We start from the raw sequence: 14,696 nt of genomic DNA, 5'->3' as shown, positions 1-14,696 counted from the left end.
CTGTTCATCTTGCTTGTGATTTGGGAATTCTAATAAACGAATGAATTTTACAGCAGCAGAGGAACAGTAGGATATCCAATGTTCAAGAACATCACCTTGCAAACACGGTTGATCGGTTCATTTTTATTCATAGGACTGATTGTATTCGTAATGGCCTTGGTGGCATGGTTCGTTACCAACGAGTTAAATCAGTCAATTAACTCACTAACCTTGAATGACATCCCCAGCTTGTCTGGGGTATGGAAGATTAAGGAAGGCCAAACACAAATTCAATCCGCACAACGATTATTATTTAATCCTGAAATTACTGTTAGTGAAAGAGAGAGTGCGATCGCTGAAATCCAGAACGCTTGGAAACAGATTAACGAAGGTATTGCACAGTACGACGCAACTCCATCCACTGAAGAAGAATTAAAAGAGTATAATTTACTTAAAGAAAACTTGGAAAATTGGAAAAAAGTCCATGAACAATTATTACAATTTGAGCAAAAAATAAATCAAGATGGAGTTAAGAATCCTTGGAAAAAACAGCTTGAATTAATTATTCAAGGACAACAAAAAGCTATACCAGTTAATATTCAAAAGGTGTTTGAGTTACGCAATCAAATTGATTCTGATATAAAAAAACGGGAAGAAGCATTATTTAAAATAACTATAAAACAAGCAAAAAAAGTTGTAAATTTCAATGAAAATTTCATATCAGATACACAAAAAGAAGTCGAACAGAATGTGGGTCGCAGTATTTTCTGGATTTCTGTAGGAATTGCTATTGGCCCGATAACTGCGATTATTCTTGGGTTTGTAATCGCTCGACAAATTACTTCTCAGATTTTTAGTGTTATTAGAGTTGCAGAGCAAATTTCTCTGGGAAACTTAACAACTAAAATTGCGGCTGACTCCAACAGCAAAGATGAAATGAATACACTCTTAACAGCTTTCCAAACTATGACTCAGAATCTGAACACTCTGATTCGTCAGGTACAGCATTCAGGCATACAGGTTACTTCCTCAGCGACTCAAATAGCAGCTTCAGGTAAACAATTAGAAGGGACGCTCATTGAGCAAGTAGCCTCAACTAATGAGGTGGCTGCCGCTACTAAAGAAATTTCCGCTACCTCTAGGGAATTAGTCAGTGCAATGGAACAAGTTGCGACTATTTCCCAAATCACAACGACAGCAGCCAATGATAGCCAAAAAGACATAGTGCGGATGGAAACCACTATGCGGCAGTTAGCAGAAGCCACTAATGCGATCGCAGCTCGATTGGGAGTAATTAGCGAAAAGGCAAATAGCATTAATACTATCGTCGTCACAATTACCAAGGTGGCAGACCAAACGAATCTGCTGTCGTTAAATGCGGCGATCGAAGCCGAAAAAGCTGGAGAGTATGGCTTGGGCTTTGCTGTCGTTGCTAGAGAAATTCGCCGACTAGCAGATCAAACCGCCGTTGCTACCCTCGATATTGAGCAGATGGTGAAGCAGATGCAATCGTCAGTCTCTACAGGTGTGATGGAGATGGACAAGTTTGCCGCAGAAGTTGGGCGGAATATAGAAGATGTTGCCAGTATTAGTACACAGGTTGGGCAAATTATCCAGCAAGTGCAAGACCTGAATCCGCGATTTGAGTTTGTCAACCAGGCTATGGAAACCCAATCTGTGGGAGCGCAACAAATTAGTGAGACGATGGTGCAGTTGAGTACTACCTCCGTGCAAAGTACGGATTCCTTGCGGGAAATTAATCATGCCATAACCCAACTTAACCAAGTAGCGCAGGGATTGCGTCAAGAGATTGCCCGCTTTCAGGTGAAAACAGAAGACATTATACCCCTGCACCAATTCTCTTGAGCAGCCCTTATGAACCCCGCTACGCCATTAAATATTGAACGTTGTTGGAATTTTATCGGCATTGAGGGCGATCGCTCCTGTCCCCAATTAGCCACTTATACCCATTGCCGCAATTGTCCCGTTTACTCTACTGCTGGACGCTATTTGCTAGAGCGCTCCATACCTGAAGATTATCGCCATCAGTGGACTGAGTTACTGGCTAAATCTAGAACTGATGAAAATTCCCAGATATCCCATACTTTAGCCACAACTCAAATCACGGTTGTGATTTTTCGTCTGCAACGGGAATGGCTGGCACTTTCTGCCCAAATCTTCAAAGAAATTTCTCCTGCGAACGTGGTTCATACCATACCGCATCGCAGCAACCAAATCTTGCGCGGATTGGTAAGTATCCGAGGCGAATTACTATTGTGTATTTCTTTGAGCGATTTGTTGAATCTGGAAACTGCCGATACAGCAGTACAAACGCTCAGTCCAGTAGTGTATTCGCGCATGGTGGTGCTGGAAAAGGCAGATAAAACTTGGGTGTTTGGTGTCGATGAGCTTTATGGAGTACACCGATTTCACCGGGATGAGTTACAAGATCCGCCTAAGAGTCTGACTCAAACTTATACAAAAGGGTTATTTCACTGGCAACCTGGCGCGCAAATGGAGCGATCCCACAGTGTCAGCTATTTGGATGATGAATTGTTATTTACCACCTTAGCTAGGAAGGTGCTGTAATCAAAGACCTAACCCCCCAACCCTTCCATACAAGGGAAGGGGGAGCTAAACTCCCCTCTCGTCGTAGGCTACGGTGGTGTACACAAGTCTTTTAAAGTTGCTGCGGAATGTAGGGTGGGTTAATTTTTGTAGGTCGATGCAACAAAGGTGCGAGTCGATACAACAAATGTGCAGGGCGATGCAACAAAGGTGCGAGTCGATACAACAAACGTGCAGGGCGATGCAACAAACGTGCGAGTCAATACAACAAACGTGCAGGGCGATGCATCAAAGGTGCAGATTAAGAGACTTGTGTACGCCACCGTAGCTTATGAGGAGAGGGGTTGAGGGAGAGGTTCTTCCAGGATTAATGAATCGGTGTTCTAGGAAGGTGTAGTAATGTTAGAAGAATTTGATGTCAGCAATCTTTCCTTGCTTGATTTATTCAACATGGAAGTAAAAGCCCAAGTTGTGGTATTGAACGATCGCCTGTTGGCACTGGAAACTAAGCCCGATCCCCAAGAAGAACTGGCAGCTTTAATGCGCGCAGCCCATTGCATCAAAGGCGCTGCGCGAATTGTCCAAATCGATCCGGCTGTCAACCTTGCTCACGTCATGGAAGACTGCTTTGTGGCGGCTCAAGAGGGAAAAGTTACCTTAACTGCCGATCGCATTGATGTATTGCTGCAAGGGGTAGATATGCTCTTGCGGATAGCTCAAATGGTTACAGCCAACCCAAATTTACAGCTGTTAGAAGATGTTGGCATTCAATCATTGATAAGTGCGATCGCTAATATCCTAACTCCAGAGGCAACCTCTACAGAAATTCATCCCCTAATCACAACAGCGCAGTTAGAAGACAACCAACAGACAACCCTGATTTCCCCATCCCCATTAGAAGAACTGGGCATCACCCAAAATCGGGCGGTGCGAATGAGTACTGAAAATTTGAATCGCTTAATGGGTTTAGCAGGAGAGTCTTTAGTTGAGGCGAATTTATTAGAACCATTTGCTAACTCTTTGCTGAAACTGAGAAGCAATCAGGGGGAATTGTCCAACTTACTGGAGAAGTTGCAGGAGTTATTGGGCAAGTATCATCTGGATCGGCAAATTAAGGAAACCTTGAGCGCAACTCATCAAAAAGCTCACGAATGTTATCAGATGATGAGCGATCGCCAAAACGAACTGGAACAATTTTCTCAGCGTTCTGCTAACCTTTCCCAGCGCTTATATCAGGAAGTTATTGCTACTCGAATGTGTTCCTTTGCAGATGGGGGACAGGGATTTCCGCGAATGGTGCGCGACTTAGCTAGACAATTGAGTAAACGGGTGAAACTGGAAATCGTCGGGAAATCTACTTTGGTAGATCGAGATATTTTAGAACGTCTGGAAGCTCCATTAACTCATATCCTGCGGAATGCGATCGATCATGGCATTGAATTGCCCCAGGAACGTCTAGCAGCAGGAAAGCCAGAAGAAGGAATTATTCGGATTGAAGTTACCCATCGCGCCGGAATGCTGTTTATCACCGTTGCAGATGATGGACGGGGAATCGATATCGAGTTTTTGCGCCAAGTTGTCATCAGCAAACAACTGACAAACCCGGAAATGGCAGCCCAACTTACCGAAGTTGAGTTGATGGAATTCCTGTTTTTGCCTGGTTTCTCCACAACCCAAACTGTCACCGAAATTTCGGGTAGAGGTGTGGGGCTGGATATCGCCCATAGCACAGTGCGGGAAGTTGGCGGCACACTACGGGCGGTTTCTGTGTTGGGAAGGGGTATGACCTTTCACTTGCAGTTACCATTGACGTTATCTGTGATTCGCACCCTGTTGGTAGAAATTGCTGGCGAACCCTATGCTTTTGGGCTAACGCGCATTGAACAGGTGTTGATATTATCGAAGTCTAAGATTGCTGTATCGGAAAATCGCCCATTTTTCCTGATGAATAATCAACCTGTGGAGTTGATTTTAGCAAGTCAAGTTTTAGAGTTAGCCTCGCCTGCGGTAAATATAGAATCGCTATCAGTTATTGTGATTAGCGATCGCCTCAATCGTTACGGATTAGTTGTAGATCGGTTTCTCGGTGAGTGCAATTTGGTTGTCCGACCCTTAGATCCCCGTCTTGGTAAAGTCGCCAACATTAGCGCCGCTGCCCTGATGGATGATGGTTCGCCAGTGTTGATTGTCGATGTTGAAGATTTGGTACGTTCTATTGCGAAGGTGTTTTCCAGCGGACAACTTTCTCAGGTAAATCAGTCTGCTCATCAGGCAGTTACCAAAACTTACAAGCGAGTATTAGTGGTGGATGATTCAATCACTGTCCGCGAAATGGAGCGCAAACTCTTAGAAAACAACGGTTACAAAGCGGAAGTAGCGGTTAATGGCATTGATGGTTGGAATGCAATCCGCAGTGGCGATTATGACTTGGTGGTGACAGATATTGATATGCCCCGGATGAACGGCTTTGAACTCACCAGCCAGATCAAAACTCATGCCAAGTTGAAGCAAACACCCGTGATTATTGTTTCTTACAAAGACCGGGAAGAAGACCGACTGCAAGGATTAGAAGCAGGTGCAGACTACTACTTAACTAAGAGCAGCTTTCATGATGACACTCTGTTAAAGGCGGTGATTGATTTAATTGGAGAGGCTTGATAATAATTCGTAATTCGTAATTAAGAAAGTAAGATTTTAGGACTAGCACTTTCAAGGTGACAAACGAAGATACGTTGTTTCAGTGCTGCCATTTTAAATCCTCCGCTCAGATTTTGGGCTTTTTGAATGTTGAAATTAGCAATTCTCGTTTCAAATTTCACCACCTTGAAAGGGCTTAATCTAGGACTTACGCATTAACAAAAAATCTTATCCATCTCCTTGTACTGTCTGTCTAGTAATCAGGATTCTTGCCGAATTTGGTTTCTAATAAAAAGTTGTTCTGCATTAAGTAGGATGACTAGTAGCCCTACAGATGCTCTGGCGATTACCGGAGTTGTCCAGTTGTGATTCACCAGGTCGGGGATGGTTATAACAAGCATCAATACAATGATGAATATTGGTAGAATCATCACAATATTCCGATCCCAAGCAGGTTTATCGCGCAGTCTCGCTTCGCTTTGTAGTACGCGATTGCGCCAAAATGGAAAAGTACTTAGGACAGAGGTAAGGTATAACAGTCCAGCATTAATTAGCAGAATTGTTTTAATGTTTGGAGTGATGTCAGAATTTCCAAAGAAGATCGCTGTTAGGCAAGCTCCCGCTGCTAGATACAGAAAAGTAAACAGAGTAAAGTGCTTCATTGGTTACTCCTTATGCTTTATAAACTGGAGTTTTGACTATATGGCAAAGGCATTTAAATTATATAGGACTAGCCCTTTCAAGGTGACGAACAAAGATACATTGTTTCAGTCCTACCATTTTGAATCCTCCGCCGAGATTTTGGGCTTTTTGAATATTGAAATTACCAATTTTCGTTTTAAATTTCACCACCTTGAAAGGGCTGATCCTAGATTTAATCTGGGTTTTTATCTGTTGTATTTGTCGCGTTATTTTGGAGAAATGTCATAATTTGTGAGAATTGCGATCGCTAACGATATGTTAATGGCTGTAGAGGTACTGCGGCGGGCTGTGGTAAAAATACCAGGTTATAAGCTGGCGTGGGTTGCCTACGATGGTGCGGAAGCTGTGAGCAAGTGTGCGGCTGATACTCCTGACTTGATTTTGATGGATGTGCTGATGCCCAGTATGGATGGAGTAGAAGCTACACGGCATATCATGAGGCAATCTCCCTGCGCGATTGTGATGGTAACAGCTAGCGTTAATCGCTATGCAGCTAAGGTTTTTGAAGCAATGGGCTATGGAGCCTTGGATGCCATAAATACGCCAATCTTAGGTGATGATGGGTTAATAAATAAAATTGCCACAATCGCCCGCTTAATTGGCAAATCTTCACATCGGCGATCGCCCCCTGTCCATCACTCAAAATCACTTCCACCTCTAATCGTTATCGGGGCTTCCACTGGTGGGCCCCAGGCATTGAAAACTATTCTCTGCCAATTTCCCCAAGACTTTCCGGCGGCGGTGGTTGTTGTTCAGCATATAGATGCCCAATTTGTCCAAGGTTTTGCCGCCTGGTTGAATGAGCAAATTCCTCTGCCTGTGCAAATTGCGATCGCAGGTTCTACACCACAGCCTGGTAAAGTTCTGCTTGCTGGCACAAATCTTCATTTAGTGATGCGTCCCAACCTCACCTTTGGCTATGACAAAGAACCACTACATTTTTTCTATAGTCCATCAGTTGATGTTTTCTTCAAGAGTGTGGCTAAAAATTGGACTGGAAAGGGGATTGGGGCGTTGCTAACGGGGATGGGTGGAGATGGCGCTCAAGGCTTAAAACAATTGCGCGAAGCAGGTTGGCATACTATTGCTCAAGATCGCAAAACTTGCATTGTTTATGGGATGCCGAAAGTAGCAGTGGAATTAAAAGCTGCGGTAGAGGTTTTGCCAGTTGAGGCGATCGCATCAGCCTGCATCAACTTTACGGCATAATGCTTAATTAAGCAGTGTTATTTTATACTTTAAACAAACCTATGTGTATGAAAGCAGATACTTAAAACACCTTTACGAAGTATTGCAAAACACTAACACATTGCGATACTGAGATATAATTGCGACAATGGCCGATTAGTAGATTTAACTGGCTAGTTTGTAGTATTAAAAACAAAGACCTATTTAGAGGTACTAAATGAACCTGCAAGAAACAGGACTCTTAGAAATATCTCCAAAGACAGCAAGATTATCACCAAACTGGAGTCAACCACAAACTCCACAAGCTGCCCCATTTATTCTGAATGCCAAAATATCTACAGTCAGACTTTTGCTAATTGACGATCAGGTAATTATCAGCGAAGCCTTCCGTCGGATGGTTGCGACAGAAACAGATATTTCCCTTCACTATACAAGCAATCCGGCTCAGGCTATTCAAGATGCGATCGCCATAGAACCAACGGTGATCTTTTTGGATATGATCATGCCAGATATCGATGGATTAATGTTACTGCGTTGGTTTCGCTCTCATCCAGTAACTCGTGATGTACCAATAGTCATGTTATCCAGTAAAGAAGAAGCAAAGCTCAAAGCAGAAGCTTTTACTGAAGGCGCTAATGACTACTTAATCAAATTACCAGATCCAGTTGAGTTAATTGCCCGCATTCGTTATCATTCCAAAGCTTACAATAACCTCAAAGCACTCACTACTGCAACTGCTACTGCCCAACTTCAAGCACAACAGTTAGAAAATACCTTACGAGAATTACAAACTACCCAAGTTCAATTGATCCAGACAGAGAAAATGTCTAGCTTGGGTCGGATGGTTGCAGGTTTAGCGCACGAAATTAATAATCCTGTTAATTTTATTCACGGTAATTTTAATCATCTGCATAACCATGTAAACTGTCTTTTAAATTTAATCCAACTATATCAACAAGAACATCCAGATTCGTATTCTTTATTTGAAGAAAAATTTGGTGACTTTAATATTGATTTCATCAGCGATGATTTACCAAAAATTCTTTCATCCATGAGGATAGGAACCGATCGGATTCGTGACATCGTGCTATCGCTAAAAAACTTTTCTCGACTCGATCAGTCAGAGAAAAAAGCTGTGAATATTCATGAAGGTATTGAAAGTACTTTATTATTTTTAAATCATCGACTACAACCAAAAATTGAAATTATTAAAAAATATGGAAATCTCCCATCAGTTCAATGTTATCCAGCACAACTAAACCAAGTATTCATGAATATCCTTAGTAATGGCATTGATGCTTTACTAGAGCTAGATAATCAGATCCAAAAGCAAATTGTAATTCAAACTGAAGTAACTAAATTAGAAACAGTCATAATTACATTTAGAGATAACGGTGATGGAATAGATTCCGAGATTCAAAGCAAGATATTCGATCCTTTTTTTACAACTAAACCTATCAACAAAGGAACGGGACTAGGTTTAGCAATTAGCCATCAAATTATTGAGAAACATCAGGGAAATATCCAGCTAAAGTCTGAACTTGCTCATGGAACGGAATTTACAATTGAAATTCCAATAGCATTAAACGTTAATAGTAAAAGCAACACTTGATTAAAATTTAATCGTAGAATTATTCTCCAAAAGGTTTATTTATCTTTCAACAAAGTTAACTTATAACTTAATAAATTTATAATCCACTTAAATGCGATCGCACTTTTATAGTAATCCATAATTCATCTCATCGAATCTTGATGATGAATTATGAATCATTTGCTACTGTTTGCGTGCATAGGATGAGTAACGCTAGTGTTAAAAGAAGTCGTACAAAGCCAAACCCTCATCCCAGAAGTCGAATAGGAAGCTAGAATGGCAATTCCAAATAAACAAGTAAAATATAATACTGATATTTTAGATAATAGACGCACCCAAACTCGCATCCAGGTTCGTATTCCTAAAGACTTGCATGAGGAACCAGTCATTTCACGACTGGTTTCTCACTATGGGATCACAGTAATTATTGCTACTGCCGAGATAAGCGCAAACGTGCCACAATATAGCTGCTTTGATCTGGAACTACGGGGCACTGTTTCCCAGATTGAAAGTGCCTTGACTTACCTGGATGAACTGGATTTAGAAGTTTTGCACCAATCCAGCCCTGAAGAAGATGGTTGGTAAATATTAGTTAGGAGTTAGGAGTTAGGAATTAAAAAATTCATAACTCCTAACTTTTAACTCTTAACTTTGTTTAGGCCATTTGATTTTCAATCGCCCACCGCGCTAGTTCAGTGCGGTTGTGGAGATTGGTTTTGCCCAACATATTGGACACATGGCTTTCAACTGTGCGCTGACTAACATTTAGTTCTTCAGCAATTTCCCGGTTAGCTAAACCCCTAGCAACGAACTGGACTACTTTCAGTTCGGTTGGGGTTAATTGCACATCGAAGGGAACCTGGATGCGGGAACCGTTTTCGCCTCCTTTAGCTTGGTGTTCTTTCCAACGGATAGTTTGTTTCAGCGAGGACTCAACTTGCGCTACGAGTTCTTCTGGTTCAAAGGGCTTGACCATATAAACATCAGCACCTTTGTTCAGACCTTTAACTCGGTCTGCACTTTGTCCCTTAGCTGAAAGGAAAAGAACCGGAATCCAGCTGGTGCGTTCGTTTTGCCGGACTTGTTCCACAAAAGTATATCCGTCCATTTCCGGCATCATCACATCGCAGATGATCATGTCTGGAACATCTTGCTCTAAAATTTCCAGAGCTTCACGTCCATTTTCAGCGGTGATGACTTCATATCCCCGGAATTCTAAGTAATCCTTCACCAGCAAGATGAGGTTAGGGTCATCATCAATCAATAGAAGTCGTTTGTGATCTTTCATGCTGGGCTCTTTCATAGCAGTGGCACTTGTCGCGCTTCGGTCCATCAAAGTCTTGAATATTTATCCTCTATGGTGGGTTATTCGAGATGTTGTCCTTTTTCCTACTTAACTTGCCTTTGCTGTCTCGAAGTCTCAAAAATGCCGAGCACTTTCAATAGACTAGTAGCTCGATAGCAAAAGTCCAGCAAGGATACGTATAGCAGTAGTATCTATAATGCGCTATTATATATCGCTTTGAAAGGGGCGGGGTAAAAAACACTGATTAAATAATAATCTTTCGGACTGACAAGTAAGTATTGGCTTAAAGATGACCCTACCTCAAAACCAACCCGCACTTTCTTAAAGCCTACTGCTATACCATATCCTTTCGTTGTTAAGCCTCTATGAGGTGTTCACAAGAAACTAGGGAAGTTTCAGGCAAAAGATGGATTGAAAACGCATATTCTTCTACCACCTTATTACCTATTCAGTGTTCTCGGACGATCCGCAGAGTAACTTCCGGGTTTGCTTGGCGATACCAGACACCATCAGGGTAAATCACCATTATGGATCTAGAACCAGAAACACGCAAGCAGTTGGCTTTAGTTTTATAGACGCAAATAGAATGACTTTAGTACGGCTCATCGAGTTTTAAATCTTTAAGTCGCTTTTTTAAGTAATCCCAGAATTCCAGACTAGCTCGTTTTGAGCAGCAATTGCCTGGTCAGCGCAAATAAAAATGTCTCGCTGAATTTTTGCAAGTCCTAAACTTTCTACACAATTACTCAGGGTCTCATGTTCCAAAGATTGAGTTTTTTTAGGGATTTGATGGTTGGACTGGATCGCTGTCACTGTATTGTTACTCATCGAGTGGCTCCCTGATTACAGTTCCATAACAATTTGCAAGCTTTGCAAATAAAGTTGACTGGAGAGTAGGGAATGGGGAATAGGGAAGAATTTTCATAACTCTTAATTCTCCACTCCCTACTCTCTTCGTAACTTACAGAACAAAACCCGCAAGGTATAAATAATTAAGCATTTATACTTAAGTACATCTATGACCTTCTAGTTCGGGAACCCGTACTCAAGGCATTCTTGCCATTGGACGCCAATTTTCGGTAAATTAGCACTCAGGAGTTGAGAGTGCTAAACTCTGGAGAAAATAATTATGGCAGCTTTATCTCTAAGCGTTTCTACAGTTAAACCTTTAGGCGATCGCGTTTTCGTAAAAGTGAGCGCCTCTGAGGAGAAGACCGCAGGTGGTCTGTATTTGCCCGATACCGCCAAGGAAAAGCCCCAAGTAGGGGAAGTAGTGGCTCTTGGCCCTGGCAAGCGTAATGACGACGGAAACCGTCAGGAATTAGAAATTAAAGTCGGCGATAAGGTGCTGTACTCTAAGTACGCTGGCACTGACATCAAGCTCGGCACTGAAGAATATGTACTGCTTTCTGAAAAAGATATTTTAGCAGTTGTTATCTAGTGGTCATTGGTCATTAGTCATTAGCCAATGACAAAGGACAAATGACAAATGACGTAGATGCCCTCCGGGCGGCTTCCCGAAGGGTAGAACAAAAGACAAATGACAAATGACAAAGGACAACTAACAATAAATTATGGCAAAGCGCATTATCTACAACGAAAACGCCCGTCGCGCCTTAGAACGAGGCATTGACATCCTGGCTGAGGCTGTAGCTGTTACCCTTGGCCCCAAAGGTCGTAACGTAGTCCTAGAAAAGAAGTTTGGCGCACCGCAAATCGTCAATGACGGTGTAACGATCGCCAAAGAAATCGAATTAGAAGACCACATTGAAAACACTGGTGTAGCTCTGATTCGTCAAGCTGCTTCTAAGACCAATGATGCTGCGGGCGATGGTACTACCACCGCTACCGTATTAGCTCATGCGATCGTCAAAGAAGGCTTGCGGAACGTTGCAGCTGGTGCTAACGCGATTTCACTGAAGCGTGGTATTGACAAAGCTGCCAGCTTCCTGGTAGAAAAAATTGCTGAACACGCCCGTCCAGTGGAAGATTCCAAAGCCATTGCCCAAGTTGGTGCGATCTCGGCTGGTAACGACGAAGAAGTTGGTCAGATGATTGCCCAAGCAATGGACAAGGTGGGTAAGGAAGGCGTAATTTCCCTAGAAGAAGGGAAATCTATGTTCACCGAGTTGGAAATCACTGAAGGGATGCGCTTTGATAAAGGCTACATCTCTCCTTATTTCGCTACCGATGCTGAACGGATGGAAGCGGTTTTTGATGAACCTTTCCTACTGTTGACTGATAAGAAAATTGCTTTGGTACAAGACCTTGTACCAGTGTTAGAGCAAGTAGCTCGTGCTGGTCGTCCTTTGGTAATTATCGCCGAAGATATTGAAAAAGAAGCTTTGGCAACCTTGGTAGTAAACCGTTTGCGCGGCGTACTCAACGTGGCTGCTGTTAAGGCTCCTGGCTTTGGCGATCGCCGCAAAGCACTATTAGAAGATATCGCCGTTTTAACTGGTGGTCAACTAGTTACCGAAGATGCTGGTTTGAAGCTAGATAACACCAAGCTGGATAGCCTGGGTAAAGCTCGCCGGATCACTATCACCAAGGACAGCACTACAATTGTTGCCGAAGGTAACGAAGCTGCTGTTAAGGCTCGTGTCGAACAGATTCGTCGTCAAATCGATGAAACCGAATCTTCTTACGACAAAGAGAAATTACAAGAGCGTCTTGCTAAACTCTCTGGTGGTGTTGCTGTAGTAAAAGTTGGTGCAGCAACCGAAACCGAAATGAAAGATAAGAAACTGCGCCTAGAAGACGCTATCAACGCCACCAAAGCTGCTGTAGAAGAAGGTATCGTTCCTGGTGGTGGTACAACTCTGGCTCACCTGGCTCCCGACTTGGAAGAGTGGGCAAAGAGCAACCTTAAGGATGAAGAGTTGATTGGTGCTTTGATTGTCGTTCGTGCCTTACCCGCACCTCTGAAGCGGATTGCTGAAAATGCCGGTCAGAATGGTGCTGTTATTGCTGAACGCGTGAAAGAAAAAGACTTCAATATTGGTTACAACGCTGCAACCAACGAGTTTGTTGATTTGTTAGCGGCTGGTATTGTTGACCCTGCCAAGGTGACTCGTTCTGCTCTGCAAAACGCTGCTTCCATCGCTGGTATGGTGTTGACAACCGAATGTATTATAGTTGACAAGCCCGAACCTAAAGATAGCGCTCCTGCTGGTGCTGGTGCTGGCGGTGGCGACTTCGATTACTAATACTTTGTAGTTACATAATTTGTGAAAACGGCTGCTTCCTAATAGATGCAGCTGTTTTTTTGTTTGAAACGCGCTTGGTTGGTGAAGCCGTTGCAGCAGACTAGAACACAAAGGGCGCGAAAATAGTAGTACAAATATTCTGCTAATGAATAAACAGTATAAAAATAACAGTTATAATATCAATATTTAATAAATCACATTCACCATGAATTACATCTTAGAAACACAAGCAAGTTATGCTAGAAAAAATATCAATCAAAGATTAGAAGATTTTATTGATGCAGTTGATAATGATAAAAGTCTAAGTTCGGATATACGAGATCAGCTTGTGTATTTGAGATATGGTGATGCTTGTAAATTAACATCTATTACAAGTAAATTTAGACAACAATTATCAACAAGTCCCTATATACCTCTCGACGTGGAAAGAAGAATACGATTGTTAGACTACTCTATCCTACATTGGGCAAGATTCTTAGATGTTAATACCTTATTTTTATACAACCAACTTTTCTACGTTTAAATAGTTTATTTGTTACTATCTTTTATCTCTCAAAGCAGCTACTTGTATCAAAAAGTAGCTGCTTTTTGTAATTTTTATAAACTCAAGCAATTTCATTCGTGTAGTTCGCCTATGGGAGCAAGACTTAGCAACATTTCTAGTAAATACTTCACTTTTAGCAAGTTTGACGTGAACTGACTCGCCGCAAACTTTACTGGTACAAGTAGCTGAACAAGTCGCTACAATTTCAGATAGGGAGGAGCGACAAAATATTGCGGGTTGTGTAGAAATTCTGGTGGGTTTGCGGTTTGATAAGGATTTGATTCGGCAATTTTTGCGGGAGGATATTATGAAAGAGTCTGTAATTTATCAAGATATCGTTTAAAAAGAAGCGTTTAAATTAATAAGTCGTCTACTTAAACGGCGTTTTAGTGATAGTGATGGATCATTAATTGAGCAGGTTAGGAATTTATCTGCTGAACAGTTAGAGGAGTTGGGCGAAGAGTTGCTTGATTTTTCTGAAGTTGCTGATTTAGTAGCTTGGTTAGACGAGCAGAAGAGGGACTAAAATTTTTGCAGATAATATGGAAGAGTCTGTAATTTATCAAGATATCGTTCAAAAAGAAGCGTTTAAATTGATTAGTCGTCAGCTTAAACGGCGCTTTGATGATATTGATGTATCATTAGTTGAGCAGGTTAAAAATTTATCTACTGAACAGTTAGAGGAGTTGGGCGAAGAGTTGCTTGATTTTTCTGAAGTTGCTGATTTGATAGCTTGGTTAGAATAGTAAAAACAAGCTTAATCAAAATGAATATAAACGTCCTTTATTACTAAGAGCGGTTAATAAAATCTTCAGGTTCAATACCAGCTTGCTTTAAAATTGCACGTAATGTTCCTTCTGGCATATCACCAGAATGATTGGGAATAGTAGTGTAACGATTAGTTTCAGGATTAAACTAGATTTCATATCATGTCCGGTAAATCACTTACGATTAAGCTCCGATGTTAATCCA

General features: G+C 41.9%; 13 protein-coding genes and 2 pseudogenes. 11 read left to right on the top strand and 4 right to left on the bottom strand.

The features are described 5' to 3' along the window. Positions 1-78 precede the first annotated feature (78 nt). From RMZ95_RS17345 to RMZ95_RS17330, 4 genes are all read left to right on the top strand, one after another. Entirely contained in the window at positions 79-1,845 is a 1,767-nt protein-coding gene (locus RMZ95_RS17345; protein WP_322686719.1) for a methyl-accepting chemotaxis protein, read from the top strand. 9 nt (positions 1,846-1,854) lie between these two features. Beyond that, positions 1,855-2,568, top strand: a complete 714-nt coding sequence (locus RMZ95_RS17340; RefSeq protein WP_322686720.1) for a chemotaxis protein CheW — start codon at positions 1,855-1,857, stop codon at positions 2,566-2,568. Between the two features lie 147 nt (positions 2,569-2,715). Continuing rightward, positions 2,716-2,895 (top strand): hypothetical protein, encoded by a 180-nt coding sequence (locus RMZ95_RS17335; protein WP_322686721.1) that lies wholly within the window; start codon positions 2,716-2,718, stop codon positions 2,893-2,895. A 51-nt stretch (positions 2,896-2,946) separates the two neighbouring features. Next, positions 2,947-5,205, top strand: a complete 2,259-nt coding sequence (locus RMZ95_RS17330) for a hybrid sensor histidine kinase/response regulator (protein ID WP_322686722.1) — start codon at positions 2,947-2,949, stop codon at positions 5,203-5,205. A gap of 239 nt (positions 5,206-5,444) precedes the next feature. On the opposite strand, the gene RMZ95_RS17325 is transcribed toward RMZ95_RS17330, so the two are convergent. Further along, a complete protein-coding gene (locus RMZ95_RS17325; protein WP_322686723.1) occupies positions 5,445-5,846 on the bottom strand; it encodes a hypothetical protein in 402 nt (133 codons plus the stop codon). Between the two features lie 271 nt (positions 5,847-6,117). On the opposite strand from RMZ95_RS17325, the gene RMZ95_RS17320 reads away from it, so the two are divergent. The 3 genes from RMZ95_RS17320 to RMZ95_RS17310 all read left to right on the top strand — a co-directional run bounded on the left by RMZ95_RS17320 (position 6,118) and on the right by RMZ95_RS17310 (position 9,250). Next, entirely contained in the window at positions 6,118-7,095 is a 978-nt protein-coding gene (locus tag RMZ95_RS17320) for a chemotaxis response regulator protein-glutamate methylesterase (RefSeq protein ID WP_322686724.1), read from the top strand. Between the two features lie 196 nt (positions 7,096-7,291). After that, entirely contained in the window at positions 7,292-8,686 is a 1,395-nt protein-coding gene (locus tag RMZ95_RS17315; protein WP_322686725.1) for an ATP-binding protein, read from the top strand. Positions 8,687-8,941: 255 nt separating this feature from the next. Next, complete coding sequence (locus RMZ95_RS17310) at positions 8,942-9,250, top strand: NIL domain-containing protein (protein WP_322669699.1); 309 nt, start codon at positions 8,942-8,944, stop codon at positions 9,248-9,250. 70 nt (positions 9,251-9,320) lie between these two features. Here RMZ95_RS17310 and RMZ95_RS17305 read toward each other — a convergent pair whose 3' ends face one another. Together RMZ95_RS17305 and RMZ95_RS17300 are read right to left on the bottom strand one after the other, a co-directional pair. Next, positions 9,321-9,998, bottom strand: coding sequence for a response regulator transcription factor (locus RMZ95_RS17305; protein WP_012407592.1), 678 nt, complete (start codon positions 9,996-9,998; stop codon positions 9,321-9,323). A 606-nt stretch (positions 9,999-10,604) separates the two neighbouring features. After that, positions 10,605-10,799, bottom strand: coding sequence for a hypothetical protein (locus RMZ95_RS17300; protein WP_322686726.1), 195 nt, complete (start codon positions 10,797-10,799; stop codon positions 10,605-10,607). Between the two features lie 301 nt (positions 10,800-11,100). On the opposite strand from RMZ95_RS17300, the gene groES reads away from it, so the two are divergent. The 4 genes and pseudogenes from groES to RMZ95_RS17280 all read left to right on the top strand — a co-directional run bounded on the left by groES (position 11,101) and on the right by RMZ95_RS17280 (position 14,470). Beyond that, the gene (gene groES, locus RMZ95_RS17295) at positions 11,101-11,412 is read left to right on the top strand and encodes a co-chaperone GroES (RefSeq protein ID WP_094348596.1); all 312 of its coding nucleotides are present in this window, start codon (positions 11,101-11,103) and stop codon (positions 11,410-11,412) included. Between the two features lie 133 nt (positions 11,413-11,545). Then, positions 11,546-13,180 carry a chaperonin GroEL gene (gene groL, locus RMZ95_RS17290; protein WP_322686727.1) on the top strand — a complete coding sequence of 545 codons (1,635 nt, stop codon included), beginning with the start codon at positions 11,546-11,548 and terminating at the stop codon, positions 13,178-13,180. Between the two features lie 620 nt (positions 13,181-13,800). Further along, a pseudogene (locus RMZ95_RS17285) lies at positions 13,801-14,250 on the top strand (DUF4351 domain-containing protein); the annotation flags it as partial. Positions 14,251-14,266: 16 nt separating this feature from the next. Then, positions 14,267-14,470, top strand: coding sequence for a DUF4351 domain-containing protein (locus RMZ95_RS17280; RefSeq protein ID WP_322686728.1), 204 nt, complete (start codon positions 14,267-14,269; stop codon positions 14,468-14,470). Positions 14,471-14,513: 43 nt separating this feature from the next. On the opposite strand, the pseudogene RMZ95_RS17275 reads toward RMZ95_RS17280, so the two are convergent. Then, a pseudogene (locus RMZ95_RS17275) lies at positions 14,514-14,624 on the bottom strand (type II toxin-antitoxin system HicA family toxin); the annotation flags it as partial. Positions 14,625-14,696 lie beyond the last annotated feature (72 nt).

The sequence above is a fragment of the Nostoc sp. DedQUE07 genome, from assembly GCF_034530975.2.
Taxonomy (GTDB): domain Bacteria; phylum Cyanobacteriota; class Cyanobacteriia; order Cyanobacteriales; family Nostocaceae; genus Nostoc.
This window is presented reverse-complemented; position numbering and strand designations above follow the sequence as displayed.

Bases quoted from the DNA above. Each gene is read 5' to 3' on its own strand.
- RMZ95_RS17345 (WP_322686719.1), top strand. From the start codon at position 79: ATGTTCAAGAACATCACCTTGCAAACACGGTTGATCGGTTCATTTTTA.
- RMZ95_RS17340 (WP_322686720.1), top strand. From the start codon at position 1,855: ATGAACCCCGCTACGCCATTAAATATTGAACGTTGTTGGAATTTTATC.
- RMZ95_RS17330 (WP_322686722.1), top strand. From the start codon at position 2,947: ATGTTAGAAGAATTTGATGTCAGCAATCTTTCCTTGCTTGATTTATTC.
- RMZ95_RS17325 (WP_322686723.1), bottom strand. From the start codon at position 5,846: ATGAAGCACTTTACTCTGTTTACTTTTCTGTATCTAGCAGCGGGAGCT.
- RMZ95_RS17315 (WP_322686725.1), top strand. From the start codon at position 7,292: ATGAACCTGCAAGAAACAGGACTCTTAGAAATATCTCCAAAGACAGCA.
- RMZ95_RS17310 (WP_322669699.1), top strand. From the start codon at position 8,942: ATGGCAATTCCAAATAAACAAGTAAAATATAATACTGATATTTTAGAT.
- RMZ95_RS17305 (WP_012407592.1), bottom strand. From the start codon at position 9,998: ATGGACCGAAGCGCGACAAGTGCCACTGCTATGAAAGAGCCCAGCATG.
- RMZ95_RS17300 (WP_322686726.1), bottom strand. From the start codon at position 10,799: ATGAGTAACAATACAGTGACAGCGATCCAGTCCAACCATCAAATCCCT.
- groES (WP_094348596.1), top strand. From the start codon at position 11,101: ATGGCAGCTTTATCTCTAAGCGTTTCTACAGTTAAACCTTTAGGCGAT.
- groL (WP_322686727.1), top strand. From the start codon at position 11,546: ATGGCAAAGCGCATTATCTACAACGAAAACGCCCGTCGCGCCTTAGAA.
- RMZ95_RS17280 (WP_322686728.1), top strand. From the start codon at position 14,267: ATGGAAGAGTCTGTAATTTATCAAGATATCGTTCAAAAAGAAGCGTTT.